Source organism: Nitratireductor sp. (genome assembly GCF_017794765.1).
Lineage (GTDB): Bacteria > Pseudomonadota > Alphaproteobacteria > Rhizobiales > Rhizobiaceae > Nitratireductor.
Map to the genome: position 1 here is coordinate 3,522,476 of NZ_CP051236.1, position 19,993 is coordinate 3,542,468.

Below are 19,993 nucleotides of genomic sequence, written 5' to 3' on the forward strand. Positions count from 1 at the left end.
GCGCGATCCCTTCAACAGCCACGGAGTGCCCCGTTGACCATCGGGACAATCAGTATTGAGGAAGCCGAGAAACTGGTGGGACAGGAAGTCGGCCTGTCCAACTGGCGTGTCGTCACCCAGGAAATGATCGATCAGTTCGCCGCGGCGACCGATGATCACCAGTTCATCCATACAGATCCCGAGCGCGCTGCCCGGGAAACCCCGTATGGCGGCACCATCGCTCACGGCTTTCTCTCCCTGTCCCTCCTTTCGACCATGGTCTTCGAGGCGGTGCCGCGTCTCGAAGGGTCGGCAATGGGCGTCAACTTCGGCTTCGAGCGCATCCGCTTCCTGGCACCGGTGCGATGCGGCGCCCGCATTCGCGCGCGCTTCGTTCTCGCCGCGATCAAACTGCGTCCCTCGGGTATCGCCGAGGTAAATTACGATGTCACCGTGGAAATCGAGAACTCGCTGAAACCAGCTCTTACTGCACACTGGCTGACACTGGCGATGCCGGATCGTGGCCGGGACGACTGAAAGGGCGGCCCCCTCCAACGAAAAACCCGAACAGGCACCACATTCGGGCAAGGCGTTAAGGTTACCGGGCGGCAAACAATTGCTCGACCTGTTCTGTGCAGTTATTCACGTTAATAATAATTGCAGCCTTTCAGATTCTGGAGGGCATTTCCGTTCCTCCAAGAGTTTTACATGACGCTCAGTTTCGGCCCATCATTACAAAAGGAAGAACGGAAAAATCCCTACCGAGATCCCGAGAGCCTGGAGTTCAACTTCCGAGCAAGGCGATTTCAGCGTATCCGCCGCCTTATCGAAGACGCGCTTGACGAAAAGCAACAGATCAACATTCTCGATCTCGGCGGCACGGAAGAATACTGGCAGATCGGCGCAGACTTTCTGAACCAGCATCGACACAGGCTGAAGATCACGCTTCTCAATCTGGAAGCGGAAGAGGTCGAGGACAAAGGCATATTCGAAGCTTTTGCCGGTGACGCGGCGGACCCCAAATTGCTGCAGGGTGAGCGGTTTGACCTTGTCCACTCCAATTCCGTGGTCGAGCATATGGGGAGCTGGGACAGGATGTTGCGGTTTGCCGAGAACAGCAAAAGGCTGTCCAGGCGCTACTTTGTCCAGACCCCGAATTTCTGGTTTCCGTTCGAGCCTCATTTTCGTCTGCCCGGGTTTCAGTACCTCCCCAGGAGTATCCAGGTCTCACTTGTCCAGCGGTTTCAACTGGGCTTTTTCCCCCGCACTCCGGATCGCGCGGAAGCGTGCACGCTGGTCAGGCACAACACACTGATTTCAGCGGCACAGATGCAGCGGCTATTCGATGACGGAAACATTGTTTTCGAAAAGTTCGCTTTTCTGAACAAGTCGATCATGGCCATACGCGCGCGCTGACCCTGCTCCCGCTCAACGCCAGGAGGGGTGAAAGAGGCCGGTTGCGACTGCAATCCGGCCCCGTCTGAGCTTTCTATTCTTCTTTTTGCGCCTGAACGTCGTGCTCCGGAGCGGCCGAGACAAGCTCAGAGGCTGTCGACTGAACCAAAAGCAAATACCGCTCATACTGGATCAGCACGTCATGAATGATCTGGTCGCGTGTCATACCCATGATGTCATACCCCTTGCTGCCACTTGAGAATTCGGTCCGGGCTTCATAGCGCAGGCCCGATCTTGCGGCATCGAAGGCGGAAAACGCCGGTAGTTTCTGAGAGGCTGGCGCCACACCATAGACGAAGTTTCGCATATCTTCGGCTGGCGAGGTCAATGCGATGGCGCCGCTCTCCTCTTCCTCCACAAAAGCTTCACGACCCCGCTCCGTGAGTTCCTTTGCCACTTGCTCGAGAGCGGGCTTCACCTCCTTTTGAATGAAGGCAAGGATCTCCTTTTCGTTCGGCGCATGCAGCATCAATCCCAGTCTGCGCTGCCAGGTCAGCCCAGAGGCCGGGTAGGCCGGAGCCATCTGCGGCACGGCGACATGAGCCTCGCGCTGAGCCAGGTCAGCCCGCATGCCCACATAAAGCGCCCAGACCAGAGCGAGCATGACGAAAGTGAAGGGCAAGGCGCTGGCGATAGTGGCGGATTGAAGCGCGCCCAATCCCCCGGCAAGAAGCAGCGATCCGGCAACCAGGCCTTCAAGTGCGCACCAGAAGACCCTCTGAAGGGTCGTCGTTTCCGTTTCGCCACCGGCTGCGATGGTGTCGATGACGAGCGAACCGGAATCAGACGAGGTGACGAAGAAGATTGCGACCAGCGCGACCGCCAGCGCCGATGTCAGGCCCGTAAACGGCAGATAGGTGAAAAACTGGAACAGGCCGACGGAGACATCCTTTGCGACTTCGGCGCCCAGTTCGCCGGCAGCGATGCCCGTATCCACGAAGATCGCCGTATTTCCGAAAACAGTCATCCAGAAAAAGGTGAACCCCGCAGGAATGAAAAGAACGGCTGTCACGAATTCGCGCACCGTGCGACCGCGTGAGATGCGTGCAATGAACATGCCCACAAAAGGCGACCAGGAAATCCACCATGCCCAGTAGAACAAGGTCCAGCCGTCGACCCACGGCGTCGGCTCATAGGCATAGATGTTGAAGGTGCGCAGCACGAGCGTGTCGAGATAAAGTCCAATATTCTGCACGAAGTCGCGAAAAAGGTTTGCTGTCGGCCCGACAACAAGAACGAATATCATCAACAGGACCGCAACGATCAGGTTCGTTTCCGACAGTATGCGGACCCCCTTGTCCAGGCCCGTGACGACGGAGATGGTCGCAAACGCGGTGATGATCGCGATGAGCGGCAACTGCACCCAGGGTGCGATGGGCAAACCTACCAAGTAGTTGAGACCCGCATTTATCTGGGTAACGCCGAGACCAAGCGATGTAGCGATGCCGAACATGGTGCCTACAATGGCAAAGATATCCACCGCATGGCCGATAGGACCGTTGATCCTGTCTTTCAGAAGCGGATAAAGGCCCGAACGGATGGTGAGCGGCAGATTGTAGCGATAGCCGAAATAGGCAAGTGAAAGCCCCACCACCGCGTAAATGGCCCACGCATGGATACCCCAGTGAAAAAAGGTGACCGTCATGGCTTCGCGCATGGCAGCGATGCTTCCCGGCTCTGCTGTGGGCGGCGCCAGAAAATGGGTCATGGGCTCGCCGACCGCATAGAACATGAGGCCGATACCCATGCCGGCGGCAAACAGCATGGCAACCCAGGAATGATACTTGAACTCAGGTTCGGAATCGTCCGGTCCCAACTTCAGCCTGCCAAACCGCCCGAACGAAAACAGGAGCACCGAGGCCAGGAAAATACCAACGGCGAGAAGATAGAGCCAACCGAAGCTCGCCAGAATATTGCTCTGCAGGGCGGAGAACATCTCCCCTGCCCGGCCTGGAAAAACAATGCCAATCAAAAGAAACACTGCGATGATGGAAACCGCACCGAAAAAGACCGGTGGGTTGATAACAAAGCGATTGAACATGAGGGCTACTTTCTGCGCTTCCGTTTTTGAAATGGCGGTTGGCGCTCCAAAAGATTTGGCTCGCAAGGGGCATCAACACCCCTTGAATGGCTGGTGCACGATGAAAGAGCGCCGGCGGCAAGCGCCCCGTTTCTGCGACCCATGAGGTGGATTGTCAATGAGGGGTGGCAAAGCAGGTGCGCGCGGGCAACCGGTCAGTATGTCCGGGTTTCAAACAATTCCGCAGGCCCGAACAAGCTTGAGAAGGCGTGGTAGGGAAGGCTTCGTGTTCATCGCGCACCAGGTCTCACGCGCTTCCCCACCATAGCTTTCCTTGTGCCTTGCAAGCGACTGCGTCGGATAGACAAGCTTTTGGGCAACAGGATTTGTGTAGATGAATCGGAACGCACGGCGGGTCAGCCAGTCCTTCTCGAACTCCTGATCCTCGATCTTGTGAAACGGCATGAGGCCGAGATAAAGCTTCGGCACCCCTTCGGACTGAAACGTTTCCACCGCATGCCGGACAAGAAAGTAAGCCGCCAGCGGATCGGTGTCGGGTAGCCAGCGTCGCGTGGCCGAGAGGTACCCGATCAGCTTGCCGTCTTCATACAACGGATCGAAGAAGGCGAAGGCCAGCGGCCTGTCATTCTCATCCAGAATGAAGAACTTTCGGACATCGGGCTCATCACGTAACTGGATCGGACGAACTAGAAAAGAAAGCTCGCGGCGCTTAGTGGTGCGGGTGCGCCGCCACCCAAGGGAGACATCCTCGACTTGCTCCGGCTGCAGCGAAGCCACGGGAATTTCGGCAACGCGGCACCCCATGCGGGTGAAGCGGTTTGTTGCCGTCCGGAAACTCCGCCGCAAGGGCCCGGCGAAACTGTAGGTTGCGAGATCAATCAGGCTCTCGATGCCAAGCGCATTGACGGAAAATCCCTTTGACGAAAGAAGCTCCGCCATGGGGCGGGAGACCTGCCAGAAGGTCACATCGCTTTTAGCCGCCACAAACGCGTCGAGCATGGCTGGCCAGAGTTCCCTCGGTGCGAGTGGGTCAGCCAGCGCATAGGCTGTGCGCCCCACCATGCGATATGCGATCACACCATGTTCGTTGCCGAAATAATGCATACCTGGCTGGTGCGCGACTGAATAGGCCAGCACGAAACAACCGTGCCGTTTGAGCAGCGCATGGCGCTGACTGTCGGTCAGAAGAGCGTTGTCGCTCAGGCGATCAGAATTTGACAAGCGAGCTATCTGGTTCACGGCGAAGAATCATGTTCCGCGCCCCCACGGGCGGAGGGATGCCACGCATTGCGGACCGTGACAAGGTGATTGACAATAAAGAAACGAAATGGTTATTTTAATAATGATCGGAGGGTCTCATGACCAGATTGATTGCACCAGTCCAGGCCGAAGCCGCACCGGAAACGGCGGATGACCGCATTCTGTTTGCGCTCAAGACCAAGGGAGCGATGACAGCCCAGCGTCTTGCGCATCGTCTGAACATCTCCACAGTTGCCGTGCGCAAGCAGCTCTCACGGCTTGAAGAGAGCGATCTGGTTCAGTTTCAGGAAGACGTACGAGGCCGCGGGCGCCCCGAACGTGTCTGGCGCCTGACGCCCAAGGGGCATGGCCGTTTCCCCGACAGCCATTCGGATCTGACGCTTGAACTGATCAACTCGATCCGGCGGGTCTTTGGTGACCACGGGCTCGACAGGCTCATCGGAGAGCGCGAGCAGACGATGCGATTATCTTACGAAACCGCGGTCAGGGAACATAGCGATCTTGCCGAGCGCGTTGCAGCTCTGGCCCGGATTCGAGCACGGGAGGGCTATATGGCTGAAGTCGAGCCCCTCGACGACGGCGCATATCTCCTGATCGAGAACCATTGCCCGATCTGCGCCGCCGCGACGGCCTGCCAGGGCTTTTGCCGCTCCGAACTGGATGTTTTCAAAACCGTGCTCGGTCCTCAGACCCGGATCGAGCGCACGGATCACATTCTGGCCGGCGCGCGCCGTTGTGCCTACCGCATAGAAAGAGGTTCAGGCGACTGAACCCTGAACACCCGAGGACATCATGACAGATGCAAGCACCGAGGGTCCGCTCGGCAATGCCGGCTGGGCAGCGATCCTGAAAACCGGACAATTGGGGCAGTTCGCACTGCTGTGCCTCGGCATCTGGCTTCATGCCGCCGACACACTGCTGGTGGCCACGGCAATGCCAGCCGCCGTCTTGGAGATAGGTGGTGACCGACTGGTGAGCTGGACGCTGTCGCTCTACCTGCTGGGCTCGATCATTTCCGCTGCCGCAGCAGCCCTTGCTGCCACAGCGCTGGGGCTGCGCCGCGCGTTCGTGATCGCAGCGCTGATCTACACCGTGGGCTGCGCGATCAGCGCGCTTGCTCCCAATATGCCTGTCATGTTGCTGGGGCGTTTCTGTCAGGGCGTTGGCGGCGGCCTTCTCGTGGCGTTGACCTATGTCGCCATCCAGCGTCTTTTCCCAAAGGATATGTGGCCGCGTCTGATAGCGCTGATGTCGGCGATCTGGGGCGCTTCGGCATTCTGCGGCCCCATGATCGGCGGCTTCTTCGCGGATCTCGGCCTGTGGCGCTGGGGCTTCTGGACCTTTGCGATACAGGCGCTTCTGCTTGCGCTTCTCGTGCCCGTGTTCCTGCGCCCGACCAGAGGAGCAGTGGCAACCGCGCAGCGCTTTCCGGTGTGGAGACTCACACTCCTGTCTCTTGCAGTGATCTCAGTAGCGACAGCGGGGATCTACGTGAAGCCGGCCATATCGCTGCCGCTGGTGGCAGCAGGTGCGGTAATGTTTTTTCTCTTCCTTAAGCGGGATGGCAGTCGCCTGAGCAACAGGATGTTCCCGACGCGCGCCTTCGATATCCGCACACCTGTGGGTGCTGGATTCATCGCCAATCTCGCCCTTGGCACGGCAGCCATGTCGTTCACCGTTTACGGCCCGTTCCTTCTCCAGCGCATCCACGGCATGTCGGCACTGGGTGCGGGCTATGTGATCGCAGCCGAAGCCGTTGCCTGGAGCACAACGGCAATGGTTTTCGCCGGGGTGAATGAAGCAGGAGAGCGCGTCGTGATGAAAACCGGCGCATTGCTGATCCTTCTGGCAGTCACCCTGCTCGGCCCTGCGATGGCGGAAGGACCAGTGTGGGCAGTGGTATTGCTTTCGATCGCGCAGGGCGCGGGCTTCGGCATGTTGTGGGGATTTCTGATCCGCCGCGTGGTCGCTGCCGCTCCCGAAACCGAGCGCGACAGCGCATCCTCCGCAATGCCGACAACACAGCAGATCGCATTTGCGCTAGGCGCCGCCCTTGCCGGCATCGTCGCCAACATGGCTGGCTTTGCCGAAGGCGGCGCGGCCGAGTCCATGAAGGTGGTCGCGATCTGGGTGTTTGTCTGCTTTGTTCCGGTTGCGGCCTTCGGTGCAGCCGCAACGTGGCGGCTTGCACGCCAAAGCGACGTGGAAGCACTCTAGCTATTACCCCTAAGAGCGGCTCACCGTTTCACGGAAACACCACTCCGCTCTATCTGTCTGTTTTTCAGCATTTTTGCGGACGTCAGGTGATTCCAACTGACTGCAAAATGCTCTTCTAGCGCTCCCTCTTGGGGCGCCCCGTACGCGTGGACGAAGTTACGGATACGGGGTCGCTCGCTGGAAAAGTATCTTCAAGTCCCTCTTCCAGCTCGTCCTCGAGCTCTTCGGCATCCGGTTCGCTCTTCTGAGTTTTTTTCGCAAACTCTCCAGGTGCACCGGTGCGGGTGGTGCGCGTCACGGAGACCGGGTCGCTCGCGGGAAAACTCTCTTCCAGCCCTTCCTCCAGGGCTTCTTCCTTATCGAACTGCTCGCTTTTGCTGTCAGAGACTGGTTTTTTTGGATCAGGCTGCATTGATGTCTTCCTTTTCCGGATCAATGCTGGAAGGGCCTCTCCGGTTCCACGCTTCGGGAATTATCGGTCGCGTGTGGCCTGTTCCAGAAGCATGAAGACATAGTCGGAGAAGGAGCGCCAGCACTCGACCCGGAAGGCATCGGCGCCAGTGCGCCACAGAATGACCTCAGCCTTGCCGAAAACGGTACGCGAGCAGGCGCAAACCGGAAACGCATCGAGGGAAAGGTCCTGCGGGCAACCGGCGTTAAGCACCGTTTCAACACGCGCTCCCGAGACGAGCACAGCCGTGTTTCGGTGTGAAACGTCCACGGCCGAATGAAATTCTGCGACCGATGCGCAGGCTCCGGCCAAATCCGCCTGGTTCTCGTCGATCACCAGCCATTCATCCGGACCGAGCCAGAGAGCGGCCCGCCCGTCTTTTGCACTGGACGTTTTCGGACGTTCAGGCAGATCAAGCCCGAGCGCCTTCGAAAGGGATTTTATGGCGGTTTTCGGCGCACGCAGGGAAAGCCGTGCGGCCGGCTCGGCCCGGACGAGTGTCAGACCGTCCGCATTGAGAAAACGGCCTTCGAGCGCGCTGGCGCGTGCAATCGTGTCAGCCATTGGTGCGGTCTCCCTTCTTGTCGAAGAAAACCGTGGACGTGACCTCCACTTCGATCACGCTGCCGGGCATCGGCACGTAGAGCGTCTCGCCCATGCGTTCATGCCCGCCTGCAACCAGCGCCAGCGCGATGGAATGGCCGCAATTTTCCGACCAGTAGGACGAGGTGACATGACCGAGCATGGGAACGGGAACCGGCGCTTGCGGGTCGGCGACGATCTGTGCCCCCTCTTCCAGAACCGTTTTCGGATCACGCGTTTTCAGGCCCACGAGCTGCTTGCGACCGGGAGCGGCAAGGTCCGGGCGCATCAGACCGCGCATGCCGACGAAATCGGTCTTCTTCCTGCCAATCGCCCAGGAAAGCCCGGCATCATGGGGCGTGACGGTGCCATCCGTCTCCTGCCCGACGATGATGAAACCCTTTTCAGCTCTGAGCACATGCATGGTTTCAGTGCCGTAGACGCAGGCGCCATGTTTCTCACCCTCGGCCCAGACCGCCTCCCACACGGCGCGACCATAATCGGCCGGCACGTTGATCTCGAAACCGCGCTCACCGGTGAACGACATGCGAAAGAGCCTCGTCGGCACGCCGCAGATCATCCCCTCACGCACCGACATGTGCGGCATTGCCTCGTCGGAGAGGTCGATGCCGTCGACCAGCGGCGCGATGATCTCGCGGCTTTTCGGTCCCTGAACGGCGATGACAGCCCATTGCTCCGATGTGGAGGTGAGATAGACCTTCAGATCCGGGAACTCGGTCTGGAGATAGTCTTCCATATGGTTGAGAACGCGCGGCGCACCGCCGGTGGTGGTGGTCACGTGGAACCGGTCTTCGGCAAGACGCCCGACAACACCGTCATCATAAATGAAGCCGTCCTCGCGCAGCATGATGCCATAGCGGCAGCGTCCGACGCCGAGCTTCTGCCACGGATTTGTGTACATCAACTCCATGAAGCGCGCGGCGTCGGGACCGACGATCTCGATCTTGCCCAGCGTGGTGGCGTCGAAAATGCCGGCACTCTGGCGCACCGTACGGCATTCGCGGGCGACCGCAGCATGCATGTCCTCGCCGGCCTGCGGAAAATACCATGCGCGCTTCCACTGGCCGACATCTTCGAACACCGCGCCACGGGCTTCCGCCCAGTCATGTATGGGTGTGCGCCGCACCGGCTCGAACAGCCGGCCCCTGCCATGCCCTACAAGCGCGCCGAAAGTGACGGGGGTGTAGGGCGCGCGAAAGGTGGTAAGTCCCACTTCGGGAATGGGTTTGCCCAGCATCTCGGCGGCGATGGCGAGACCGTGCATGTTGGAGGTCTTGCCCTGATCGGTCGCCATGCCGGTGGTGGTGAAGCGCTTGACGTGCTCGATGGAGCGCATGCCCTCGCGCACCGCCTGGCGGATGTCCTTCGCGGTCACGTCGTTCTGGAAATCGACAAAGGCCCTGGCCGTGCTTTCGGCTCCAGCCCCCTCGCCTGCACCCAGCATGCCGCCGGACCAGCGCTCGGTGCTCTTGGCGGCAAGTTTTGGCAACTTGCGAGCCGCTCCGCCGGCAGCCTCCTGCCCGGCCTTCAGGGCCTCGGCGACCGTCTCGCCCAGATCAACCGTGCCGGCGCACGCTCCAACCGAAACCATATTCTGCACCGGCTGGCCGGGAAGGAAGCGCTGTGTTTCGGCTTCGAAGGCAAGCTTGCCGCGCGATTGCGAGAAAAGGTGGACGGCTGGCGTCCAGCCGGACGAGGTGATGAGCGCATCGCAGGCGACGCTGCGTTCCGCACCGCCGGATACGGGGCGAATCTTGATGGATGAAACCCTGAGGCGTCCGCTTGTTGCGGTAACGGCATGCCCCGTCAGGTATTCGATGCCAAGCCTGCGCGCCTCCTCTACATGAGGCCCCTGCGGATCGCTGCGGCAATCGATGATGGCGGCAATCGCGATGCCTGCGCGTTTCAGATCGATGGCCGCCTGCCACGCACCGTCTTCCGCCGTATAGACCGCCACATTGCGGCCGACGGCAACGCCGTAATGGTTCAGATAGGTGCGGGCGGCGGAGGCCAGCAGGATGCCCGGGCGGTCATTGTCTGGAAACACCATGTGCCGCTCGATCGAACCGGTGGCGAGCACCACGCGCCTTGCCCGCACCTGCCAGAGCCGTTCGCGCGACTGGTCGGTCGCAGGGCTCGCTAGATGATCCGTCAGCCGTTCGACGAGGCCCATCATGTTCTGTGCGTAATAGCCGAAACCCGTGGTGCGGGTGAGAAGCCGGACATTGTCGCGCGCGGAGAGATCCGCCGCAACGGCCTGCGCCCAGTCCCAGCCGGGCTTGGCCTCGATCATCGCGCCGGTCTCATAACGCAGCGCGCCGCCCATCTCCGCCTGCTCATCGGCAAGGATTACGCGCGCGCCGGTATCGGCCGCAGCGAGCGCCGCGGAAAGCCCTGCCGCACCGCCGCCAATGACCAGAACGTCGCAATGGGCAAAACGGTTTGAATAGCAGTCGGGATCAGGCCGGTCAGGGGCTTCGCCCAACCCGGCGGCGCGCCGGATGAAGGGCTCGTAGAGTTTTTCCCAGGCGGCCTTCGGCCACATGAAGGTCTTGTAGTAGAAGCCGGCGGAGAAGAAGGGCGACGCCAGATCGTTGAGCGTGCCGATATCGAAGGAGAGCGAGGGCCAGCGGTTTTGCGAGACCGCGTCCAATCCTTCATATATTTCCTGAACGGTGGCCCGCACATTGGGCGCCTTGCGGGCGGCATCACGATGAATGCCGACCAGCGCATTGGGTTCTTCAGCACCAGCGGAGATCACGCCGCGCGGGCGGTGATATTTGAAGGAACGGCCAACGAGATGAACGCCATTGGCAAGCAGGGCCGATGCAAGCGTGTCGCCTGAAAGGCCGGTAAAGGCTTTCCCATCGAAGCTGAAACGAACGGGATCTGCCTTGCCGAGCCTGCCGGCGGTAGCGATGCGGAAAGGCTGGGTCATCACTTCCCCTTCCCGAGATCGGGCTTGGGTTCGCCGGTCTTGTAGGTCGCAAGAAACCTGTCGGAAACCGTGTCGCGCGCAGCATTGAAAAATCGCGCGCAGCCATGGATGTGCCGCCAACGCTCATAAACAATGCCCTTTGGGTTTGAGCGAATGAAGAAAAAACGCTCGAATTCCTCATCCGACAGTTCGGCCATGTTTTCAGGCCGCGCGATATGCGCCTCGCCGGCATGGCGAAACTCAAGTTCCGGCCGGTCTTCCTCGCAATAGGGGCAGTGTATGAGAAGCATGAGATCCCCTTGCGTCTAATGCGCCACGGCGGCCGCCGCCGCCTCGTCGATAAGCCGTCCGTTGCGAAACCGCTCCAGCGTGAAGGGTGCGTTGACGGGATGCGGCTCGTCGCGCGCGACGGTGTGGGCGAATACATGGGCCGAGCCCGGCGTGGCCTTGAAGCCGCCCGTGCCCCAGCCGCAATTCACGTAAAGCCCCTTGACCGGCGTTTTCGCGAGAATGGGCGAGCGGTCGGGCGTGACATCGACAATGCCACCCCATGACCGCAGCATCTTCATGCGGGTGAAGATCGGGAACATCTCGCAGATGGCGTCGAGCGTGTGCTGGATGATGTGCAGCCCGCCGGTCTGGGAATAGGAGGTGTATTGATCGGTGCCTGCCCCGATGACCAGTTCGCCCTTGTCGGACTGGGAAATATAGGCATGGACCGTGTTGGACATGACCACGCAGGGAAAGACCGGCTTGACCGGCTCCGACACCAGCGCCTGAAGAGGGTAGGATTCCAGCGGCATCCGAACGCCCGCCATCTGCATCAGAACCGAGGAATGACCGGCGGCAACGACACCGATCTTTTTCGCATTGATGGTTCCACGCGTGGTCTCGACACCGGTGACCGCCCCGTCCGGCCCGCGATTGATGCCGGTGACTTCGCAATTCTGGATGATGTCGACCCCACGCGCAGCGGCAGCCCGCGCATAGCCCCACGCGACCGCATCATGACGCGCGGTGCCGCCGCGTCGCTGCAGCGCTGCACCCTGAACCGGGTAGCGTGCCTCACGCGAAATATTGAGTGGCGGGCAATAAGCCTTCGCCTCTTCCGGCGTCAGCCATTCATTGTCGACGCCATTCAGCCGGTTGGCGTGGATGTGGCGTTTGAACACCTGCACGTCATGCACATTGTGAGCCAGCATCATCACGCCGCGCGGCGAATACATGACGTTGTAGTTCAGATCCTGTGAGAGCCCGTCCCACATCCTGACCGCATGATCATAGATGCCCGCGCTTTCGTCATAGAGGTAGTTGGAACGGATGATGGTGGTGTTGCGACCGGTATTGCCACCGCCGAGCCAGCCCTTTTCCAGCACGGCGACATTGGTGATGCCATGCTCCTTTGCCAGATAATAGGCTGCACCGAGCCCGTGACCGCCTGCACCGACGATGATGACATCGTAGCTCTTCTTGGGCTCGGGCGACGGCCATTGTTGCGGCCAGCCCCTGTGACCACGCATGGCCTCGCGGGCGATGGCGAAGACGGAGTATTTGCGCATGGGCCTCCCCGCAGACAATTATGGTGCGTCGCAACCGGACGCCTCTGACAAGAGCCTAGCAGTAGCGAAATACGAGGCAATGCCTTACACTGATTGCGACGGAGATTGCCGTTTTGTGCCAAGCCTGATTGTCATTCCGTTCATCTGGCCTCTCGTCTGGTTTCGGGTGGTTGACACGCCGCGTTGCTGAAAGTTTCGCATCACCCGGCAATGCCGGCAACGCGAAACGGAAGGATACCAGATGACATCGCTGAACAAGAAAGTCGCCATCGTAACCGGGGCAAGTGCCGGTATCGGTCGGGCGGCAGCCAGGCTATTCGCCCAGCACGGCGCCAGGGTCGTCGTTACAGCCCGGCGGCAGGCAGAACTGGACACACTTGTCGGCGAAATCGAAGCCAAGGGAGGCGAAGCCATCGCGCTTGCCGGCGACGTTCGCGAGGATACTCACAATCAGAAACTCGTCGCGGTCGCAGAAAGCCGCTTTGGAGGTCTCGACATCGCCTTCAACAATGCCGGCGCTGTCGGCCCGCTAGTGCAGATCGATGCACTTGAACGCTCGGACTGGAACGATGTGATCGAAACCAATCTGAGCTCCGCCTTTTCGGCTGCGCGGTACCAGGTACCCGCCATGAGGCGCCGCGGCGGCGGTTCGCTGATCTTCACGTCGAGCTTCGTTGGTCACGAGACCGCAGGCATGCCCGGCATGGCAGCCTATGCGGCGAGCAAGGCCGGGCTCGTCGGCCTCGTTAAATCGCTGGCATCGGATCTCGGGCACGAAGCTATTCGCGTGAATGCCCTTCTTCCCGGCGGGACCGACACCAGAATGGCCACGTTCGAGAACGACGAACAGCGCGCCTTTGTCGAAGGCATGCATGCGTTGAAACGCATCGCACGTCCCGAAGAGATCGCCCAGTCTGCACTCTTCCTCGCTTCCGACGCATCGAGCTTCACGACCGGCACAGCCATGCTGGCCGATGGCGGCGTTGCCATCAGCAAGGTCTGATTGGGGCCGCTATCGATGCTGGCGAAATCGCTTCGCCAGCATCCATCCATAGGCGAGGAAAAGAAGTGAGATATAGAACTCGCGCACCTCGGACAGCTCATACCCATCCACCATGTCGAAGCCGCGAATGATGAACACCAGTTTGGAGACCACATAGATGGCCGCAAGGGCGGTGGCGGCAAGGCGCAGCTCGAAGGATTTGAGCTGGCGAACGATGTCAAGACAGATCAAAAGCCCCAGGAAGAACCAGACCTGATAGGGTACGATGTTCCAGGATTCGAACATCAGCGACGCGACGGGCAGCCCGAAAAGCGCAAAGATGCGCGGCGGCAGATAAGGCTCCACCTGGCCGAAAAGACCGCCCGCTCCGCGCGGCCAGCACCAGGGCAGGACCACAAAGCAAAAGATCGCGCTCGTGTAGTAGATGGCCTCGAACTGGTAAGTGTAGAAATTGTGGATGTTGGTTTCGTTCTGAACGTTCTTGCTGAAGAGCTCGGGCGTAGCCCAGCCAAGCCAATGCTGCCCCCAGGACATCTCTTCCATCAGAATGAAAAACACCACGCCAGCCATGCCAGCCAGCACCAGCTGCGGCGGGAAGACGCCGAGCAGCCGCGCGCCGCGCATGCCTCGCGCACGCCAGGCAGCGATAAGGAAACTGACGACCGCTGCAATGAGCAGAACCTCGGTGGCCATGCCCAGCGGCTGCATCTCGCGAACAAAATCGTTCAACGCCGTGGGAACAAAATGAACGGCGGCTGCAACCGCCAGAAGGAATGCGCCGGCAGCACCAATGGCCCAGCACGCCTGCGCGCGATCCCCGCTTGCCAGGGCCAAGGCATTCATGGCCGGCTTCAAGGCGAGAAAGAGCAAGAGCGCTGCCAGAAAGGAAAAGCCGATCCGGGCGCGACCAAAGAACGTGAAATCAGGATCGCCCTTGCGCAGCAGGCCATACCCATGGACCACTTCGCCATAGACAGCTGAACCAACGACCAATATGAAAGCGACCATGCCAAAACCAAGTCTCATCAGACTTGCCTCCGGCCCAGTGCCGGCCCGCCTGTCCCCCTCCGACATGTCGATATACTCCAATATGAAAAACACGTTTGTGTAGTGCTCTTTCCTTTTCTCTACGTTAACGCGAGCCAGGAAACATGCATGAGAGAGGCGTGTGCGCGAGAAGTCCACAAGAAAGCACTCGACAGAAGCCAATGCTTCTGCTATGTGCCACCGCTATTCGTGGCTGAATTCCGCCGCGGAACCCTTTGCCCATGGGTAAAGGAAAATCGAATTCAATGCTTAACATATCGAAGACCAACGTTCTGACAGGAAACCCACGTGCAGGTACTCGTCCGCGACAACAATGTTGATCAGGCGCTTCGCGCGCTGAAGAAGAAAATGCAGCGCGAAGGCATCTTCCGCGAGATGAAGATGCGTGGGCACTATGAAAAGCCGTCAGAAAAGCGCGCGCGCGAGAAGGCTGAAGCCGTTCGCCGCGCACGCAAGCTGGCGCGCAAGCGCGCACAGCGCGAAGGACTGGTCGGCGGACGTCCGGGCGCCCGCTGATAGCGCCCAGCTTTTGACGATTTCTGCCTATAGATGACGCGGTACGATCTTTGGATCGTGCCGCGTTTTCGCATATCCGATGACTTTTCGCATGGGGACGGCAATGGCTTGGTTTGGCACTCGGGTTGTGGCATTAAGTGGCATGACTTCTTTCGACACGCCCCCCTCCCGCGCATCGCGCAACGCGGTTGCGGGCTTCGCCCTCGCAGCCCTTCTGCCTCTCGCGGCTTGCCAAACCGCGACAAATCCCGCCACTGATCTGAGCCGTGTCGATACCGCTCAGGGTTCTGCCGAGAATATCGGCTCGCTGAGTGCGGTCATTCAAAGAACCCCCAATGAGCCTGAAGCCTACAATATGCGTGGGGCGGCATACGGCCGGGCGGGTCGCTATCAGGATGCGTTGAAGGATTTCGACAAGGCGATCTCGCTCAACCCGCGCTCGCCAAACACCTATGCCAACCGCGCCTTGATCCACCGCTACATGGGCAACAACCAGCAGGCGCTTGCGGATTACAATCAGGCGATTTCACTCGATCCGAACTATGACACCGCCTATATCGGACGTGCAGAAGTCTACCGCCTCTCCGGCCGTTCAACCGACGCACTTGCCGATCTGGAACGCGCCATCCGGCTCGATACGACAGACCCGCGGGCCTATCACCGACGCGGTCTGCTTTATCAGGCGAGCGGCCAGCACCAGTTCGCAATCGAGGACTTCGCCAAGGCGATCTCGCTATCCCCGGACGCACCGTATGGCTACAACGGTCGAGGGCTCTCCTATCTGGCACAGGGCGACGAGGAAAACGCCTTCTCCGACTTCAACACCGCCATCCGGCTTGACGACGGCCTGGCGGAAAGCTGGGCAAATCAGGCGCTTGTCTACGAGAAGCGCGGTGACAGGGAGAAAGCAGCGAAATCCTACGCCCGCGCGCTTCAACTCGACCCGGAATACATGCCGGCTCGCGATGGTCTGGCCCGCACGCGCATCTGATTTTTGATATTTACCAACAGCTTAGCCCCGGACGCCCAGGCCGGGGCTTTTTGCCGTCTTCAAGCAGGGTCAGGCAAATTAATCTGGAACCTTCTTTGCAGTGGCGTGTTTTGAGCCCGGACCACAAAAGGAGTTCCAGTGATGAAAAAAGCAATCATTCTCGCTTCCGCCCTGACCGCTGCCGCCGTCACTCCGGCGCTTTCACAGGAGCGTGTCGAAGTCGGTGTCCTTGACTGCGTCATCGAAGGCGGAGCCGGCGTGGTGATCGCCTCCTCCCAGGAACTGGCCTGCACCTTCGAGCCGGCTGATGATAGCCGTCCGCCCGAGACCTATGTTGGTGTCGTGAACAAGTTCGGCCTCGATGTCGGTGTCAAGGATGCCACGCAGATGCAGTGGCTGGTCATGGCTCCCACAGCTGATGCCTATGCTCCAGGCGCGCTTGAAGGTGACTATGCCGGTGTGAGCGCGGAAGTGGCAGCCGGACTTGGCGCTGGCGCGAACATTCTCGTTACGCAGGACAGCCAGAGCCTGATGCTTCAGCCCGTGAGCCTTGAAGGCAAGACGGGCATCAATGTCGCGCTGGGCGTGAGCGAATTTCAGCTACGCTCAACCTCTGCTGCCGAGTGATAATCCCCTGCCCCACCCGGCAACAAAAAAGCCCGGCTTCGCGCCGGGCTTTTTCTCTGATGCCAGTTCTTTGCTGTCAGTGATCCATCGCCTTAACGATGTCTTCTGTCATCTTCTTGGCGTCGCCGAGCAGCATCATCGTCCCGTCCTTATAGAACAGGGTGTTGTCGATGCCGGCATAGCCGGAGCCAAGCGAACGCTTGACGAAGAGGCAGGTGCGCGCCTTGTCCACATCGAGGATGGGCATGCCATAGATCGGCGAGGACTTGTCGTCGCGGGCTGCCGGATTGGTGACGTCGTTGGCACCGATGACATAGGCCACATCGGCCTGGGCGAACTCGGAGTTGATGTCTTCGAGCTCGAACACCTCGTCATAGGGCACCTGCGCCTCGGCAAGCAGCACATTCATGTGGCCGGGCATACGGCCTGCGACCGGGTGAATGGCGTATTTCACCTCGACGCCTGCTTCCTTCAGCTTGTCGGCCAGTTCACGCAGCGCATGCTGCGCCTGCGCGACCGCCATGCCATAGCCCGGCACGATGATGACCTTCTGCGCATTCGCCATCAGATAGGCGGCATCGTCGGCAGAGCCCTGCTTGACCGTGCGGTCGATCCCGTCATCGGCGGCAGCCGCCGTCTCGCCGCCGAAGCCGCCGAGAATGACCGAGATGAAGGACCGGTTCATGCCCTTGCACATGATGTAGGACAGGATCGCACCGGAAGAGCCCACCAGCGCGCCGGTGATGATGAGCGCGAGATTGCCGAGTGTGAAGCCGATACCGGCTGCAGCCCAGCCCGAATAGGAGTTGAGCATCGACACGACAACCGGCATGTCCGCGCCACCGATCGGGATGATGATGAGCACACCGAGCACCAGGGAGGCGGCAACGATAAGCCAGAAGATCGTGGTGCTCTGCGTGGTGACGAGCAGCACGATCATGACGACCAGCGCAATGGCAAGGCCCGCATTCACCACATGGCGCATGGGCAGCATGATCGGCTTGCCGGACATGCGCCCATCAAGCTTCAGGAAGGCGATGATGGAGCCGGTAAAGGTGATCGCGCCAATGGCGACACCGAGCGACATCTCGACCAGAGCCTGGGCGTGGATCGCACCCAGTTCGCCGATGCCGAAGCTTTCAGGCGAATAGAGTGCGGCGGCCGCAACCATGACGGCCGCGAGGCCGACCAGAGAGTGAAAGGCGGCCACGAGCTGCGGCATGGCAGTCATTGCGATGCGCTTCGCGATCACCGCGCCGATGCCACCGCCAATGGCGATGCCAAGAACGATGAGGACAAAACCGCCAAAGGAGGGCGTTGCGTAGAGCAGCGTGGTGCCGATGGCGATGGCCATGCCGACCATGCCGTAGACATTGCCCTGACGGCTGGTTGTGGGATGCGACAGGCCCCTCAGCGCGAGGATGAAGAGAATGCCGGAAACGAGGTAGAGGAAGGATGCAAGATTGGCGCTCACGTCACTTGTCCTTCTTCTTGTACATGGCAAGCATGCGGCTGGTCACAAGGAAGCCGCCGAAGATGTTCACCGACGCGAGGATGAGCGCGATGAAGCCGAAGCCGGTGGCAAGGCCGGAAGCGGAGATGCCCACGGCTAGAAGTGCGCCGACGACGATCACGGAGGAGATCGCGTTGGTGACCGACATGAGCGGCGTATGCAGCGCCGGCGTCACCGACCACACAACATAATAACCGACGAAGATCGCCAGCACGAAAATGGCGAAGCGGAAGACAAACGGGTCGATCGCCCCACCGGATGCGCCATGCGCAAGCGCGCTGGCGGCATCGGCGACTTCGGCCGCCTGCATGCCTTCAATGGCGGCGCGAACGCTCGCCGCGGCGCTGTCGAGCTGGTCGAGCGCCTTTTCTAGTGCGGTTGGTTCCATCAGGATTCTCCCCCCGATCTGGTTGCGGCAGGCTTATCGGCGGCGCTGGACGTAGCAGCCGGCTTTCCTGCCGTTTTCTTCGTCGCTGCGGAGCCGCTCGCAGCCTTGGCTGCGGGCTTGCGCGCGGGCGCCTTGCGGGCTGGCGCCTTTTTTGGCGCGGCGGCCTTGGCAGCAGGCTTTGCGATAGCAGGCTTTGCGGTGTCGACGAAATTGGGATGCACGACCTTGCCGTCATGGGTGAGCATGGTAGCCTTCACCAACTCGTCCTCCATATCGACGGCAAGCACCTTCTTTTCCTTGTCGACCATGGTCTCCAGGAAGGTGTAGAGGTTTTTCGCATATAGAAGCGACGCGGATGCGGCCACCCGGCCCGGCACATTGAGATGGCCGATAATCTTCACGCCATTGGCCGTTGAGACGACCTCTCCAGCCTTCGCGCCTTCCACATTGCCACCGCGCTCGACCGCGAGATCGACAATGATGGAGCCAGGTTTCATGGACTTGACCATGGCAGCGCTGACAAGGCGCGGCGCAGGCCGGCCCGGAATAAGCGCCGTGGTGATGACGATGTCCTGCTTGGCAATGTGATCGGCGACGAGTTCGGCCTGGGCTTTCTTCTCTTCGTCGGTCAGCTCGCGGGCATAACCGCCCTCACCCGAAGCATCTTTCAACGCTTCGGTCATGATGAACTTCGCACCAAGCGACTGCACCTGCTCGCCCGCTGCCGCACGAACATCGGTGGCGGTGACGACTGCACCCAGACGGCGCGCGGTGGCGATGGCCTGAAGCCCGGCCACGCCGGCACCCATGACGAACACTTTGGCGGCGGGGACCGTGCCGGCGGCGGTCATCATCATCGGCAGCGCGCGATCATATTCGGCGGCGGCGTCGATGACGGCGCGGTAACCGGCAAGGTTTGCCTGCGAGGACAGGACATCCATGGACTGGGCGCGCGTGATGCGTGGCATGAACTCCATGGCAAACGCCGTGACGCCCGCCGATGCCATCGCGGCGACGTCACCCTCATTGCCGTATGGATCCATGGAGGCGAGGACCAGCGCGCCCTTCTTATAGGTCTTGACCTCGGCAGGTGTCGGGCGGCGCAGCTTCAAAACCACATCGGCCTTGCCGGCGTCAGAAGCCTTGCCAATCTTCGCGCCCGCTTTTTCGAACTCGGCATCGACAATTCGCGATTGTTCGCCTGCGTTTTTCTCGACGATCACGTCGAAACCCAGCCCCACAAATCGCTTGACCGTTTCCGGAGAGACCGCAACACGACCTTCCGTCACGTCAATTTCTTTAGGCACAAATATGCTTTGTCCCACCGTCATATCCTTTCGGTTGGACCGTCCCCCCATTTCACGGAGCCGAGGGAGCGGCTCCGCACGTCACATCGCGGCAAGTG

The 19,993-nt window shown here is 60.3% G+C and carries 19 protein-coding genes; 8 read left to right on the top strand and 11 right to left on the bottom strand.

Annotation, left to right across the window (positions count from 1 at the left end):
- The first annotated feature begins 33 nt into the window (after nucleotides 1-33).
- Nucleotides 34-516 (top strand): MaoC family dehydratase, encoded by a 483-nt coding sequence (locus tag HF949_RS16755; protein WP_404934529.1) that lies wholly within the window; start codon nucleotides 34-36, stop codon nucleotides 514-516.
- 171 nt (nucleotides 517-687) lie between these two features.
- Nucleotides 688-1,395 carry a methyltransferase domain-containing protein gene (locus HF949_RS16760; protein ID WP_292897116.1) on the top strand — a complete coding sequence of 236 codons (708 nt, stop codon included), beginning with the start codon at nucleotides 688-690 and terminating at the stop codon, nucleotides 1,393-1,395.
- Between the two features lie 73 nt (nucleotides 1,396-1,468).
- Here the strand turns inward: HF949_RS16760 and HF949_RS16765 are convergent, their stop codons facing one another.
- Nucleotides 1,469-3,475: a BCCT family transporter gene (locus tag HF949_RS16765; protein WP_292897117.1), complete on the bottom strand. Its 2,007-nt coding sequence runs from the start codon at nucleotides 3,473-3,475 to the stop codon at nucleotides 1,469-1,471.
- A gap of 210 nt (nucleotides 3,476-3,685) precedes the next feature.
- On the bottom strand, nucleotides 3,686-4,696 hold the full coding sequence (locus tag HF949_RS16770) for a DUF2156 domain-containing protein (protein ID WP_292897119.1): 1,011 nt from the start codon (nucleotides 4,694-4,696) through the stop codon (nucleotides 3,686-3,688).
- Between the two features lie 137 nt (nucleotides 4,697-4,833).
- Here HF949_RS16770 and HF949_RS16775 point away from each other — a divergent pair, with 137 nt between their 5' ends.
- Complete coding sequence (locus HF949_RS16775) at nucleotides 4,834-5,505, top strand: helix-turn-helix transcriptional regulator (RefSeq protein WP_292897120.1); 672 nt, start codon at nucleotides 4,834-4,836, stop codon at nucleotides 5,503-5,505.
- A 22-nt stretch (nucleotides 5,506-5,527) separates the two neighbouring features.
- Entirely contained in the window at nucleotides 5,528-6,952 is a 1,425-nt protein-coding gene (locus tag HF949_RS16780) for an MFS transporter (RefSeq protein WP_292897121.1), read from the top strand.
- A 115-nt stretch (nucleotides 6,953-7,067) separates the two neighbouring features.
- On the opposite strand, the gene HF949_RS16785 is transcribed toward HF949_RS16780, so the two are convergent.
- Genes HF949_RS16785 through HF949_RS16805 form a run of 5 tightly spaced genes read right to left on the bottom strand, consistent with a single transcriptional unit; the run spans nucleotide 7,068 to nucleotide 12,503 of the window.
- Complete coding sequence (locus HF949_RS16785; RefSeq protein ID WP_292897122.1) at nucleotides 7,068-7,364, bottom strand: hypothetical protein; 297 nt, start codon at nucleotides 7,362-7,364, stop codon at nucleotides 7,068-7,070.
- A 60-nt stretch (nucleotides 7,365-7,424) separates the two neighbouring features.
- Nucleotides 7,425-7,967: a sarcosine oxidase subunit gamma gene (locus HF949_RS16790; protein ID WP_292897124.1), complete on the bottom strand. Its 543-nt coding sequence runs from the start codon at nucleotides 7,965-7,967 to the stop codon at nucleotides 7,425-7,427.
- On the bottom strand, nucleotides 7,960-10,944 hold the full coding sequence (locus HF949_RS16795) for a sarcosine oxidase subunit alpha (RefSeq protein WP_292897126.1): 2,985 nt from the start codon (nucleotides 10,942-10,944) through the stop codon (nucleotides 7,960-7,962). The genes HF949_RS16790 and HF949_RS16795 overlap by 8 nt, the downstream gene beginning before the upstream one ends.
- Complete coding sequence (locus HF949_RS16800) at nucleotides 10,944-11,234, bottom strand: sarcosine oxidase subunit delta (RefSeq protein ID WP_292897128.1); 291 nt, start codon at nucleotides 11,232-11,234, stop codon at nucleotides 10,944-10,946. Before HF949_RS16800 ends, HF949_RS16795 begins: the two co-directional genes overlap by 1 nt.
- A 15-nt stretch (nucleotides 11,235-11,249) precedes the next feature.
- Complete coding sequence (locus tag HF949_RS16805) at nucleotides 11,250-12,503, bottom strand: sarcosine oxidase subunit beta family protein (RefSeq protein WP_292897129.1); 1,254 nt, start codon at nucleotides 12,501-12,503, stop codon at nucleotides 11,250-11,252.
- Nucleotides 12,504-12,744: 241 nt separating this feature from the next.
- Here HF949_RS16805 and HF949_RS16810 point away from each other — a divergent pair, with 241 nt between their 5' ends.
- Complete coding sequence (locus HF949_RS16810) at nucleotides 12,745-13,506, top strand: SDR family oxidoreductase (protein WP_292897131.1); 762 nt, start codon at nucleotides 12,745-12,747, stop codon at nucleotides 13,504-13,506.
- Nucleotides 13,507-13,515: 9 nt separating this feature from the next.
- Here the strand turns inward: HF949_RS16810 and HF949_RS16815 are convergent, their stop codons facing one another.
- Nucleotides 13,516-14,532: a hypothetical protein gene (locus tag HF949_RS16815; protein WP_292897133.1), complete on the bottom strand. Its 1,017-nt coding sequence runs from the start codon at nucleotides 14,530-14,532 to the stop codon at nucleotides 13,516-13,518.
- Nucleotides 14,533-14,841: 309 nt separating this feature from the next.
- Here HF949_RS16815 and rpsU point away from each other — a divergent pair, with 309 nt between their 5' ends.
- The 3 genes from rpsU to HF949_RS16830 all read left to right on the top strand — a co-directional run bounded on the left by rpsU (nucleotide 14,842) and on the right by HF949_RS16830 (nucleotide 16,687).
- Entirely contained in the window at nucleotides 14,842-15,069 is a 228-nt protein-coding gene (rpsU, locus tag HF949_RS16820; protein WP_007008828.1) for a 30S ribosomal protein S21, read from the top strand.
- A 142-nt stretch (nucleotides 15,070-15,211) separates the two neighbouring features.
- Nucleotides 15,212-16,060, top strand: coding sequence for a tetratricopeptide repeat protein (locus HF949_RS16825; RefSeq protein WP_292897134.1), 849 nt, complete (start codon nucleotides 15,212-15,214; stop codon nucleotides 16,058-16,060).
- Nucleotides 16,061-16,201: 141 nt separating this feature from the next.
- Nucleotides 16,202-16,687, top strand: coding sequence for a DUF992 domain-containing protein (locus HF949_RS16830; protein WP_292897135.1), 486 nt, complete (start codon nucleotides 16,202-16,204; stop codon nucleotides 16,685-16,687).
- Between the two features lie 76 nt (nucleotides 16,688-16,763).
- On the opposite strand, the gene HF949_RS16835 is transcribed toward HF949_RS16830, so the two are convergent.
- From HF949_RS16835 to HF949_RS16845, 3 genes are read right to left on the bottom strand one after another with little or no spacing between them, the layout of a single operon-like run.
- Nucleotides 16,764-18,161 carry an NAD(P)(+) transhydrogenase (Re/Si-specific) subunit beta gene (locus HF949_RS16835; protein WP_292897136.1) on the bottom strand — a complete coding sequence of 466 codons (1,398 nt, stop codon included), beginning with the start codon at nucleotides 18,159-18,161 and terminating at the stop codon, nucleotides 16,764-16,766.
- A gap of 1 nt (nucleotide 18,162) precedes the next feature.
- Complete coding sequence (locus HF949_RS16840) at nucleotides 18,163-18,588, bottom strand: proton-translocating transhydrogenase family protein (protein ID WP_292897138.1); 426 nt, start codon at nucleotides 18,586-18,588, stop codon at nucleotides 18,163-18,165.
- Nucleotides 18,588-19,913, bottom strand: a complete 1,326-nt coding sequence (locus HF949_RS16845) for a Re/Si-specific NAD(P)(+) transhydrogenase subunit alpha (RefSeq protein ID WP_292897139.1) — start codon at nucleotides 19,911-19,913, stop codon at nucleotides 18,588-18,590. The genes HF949_RS16840 and HF949_RS16845 overlap by 1 nt, the downstream gene beginning before the upstream one ends.
- Nucleotides 19,914-19,993: the final 80 nt, after the last annotated feature.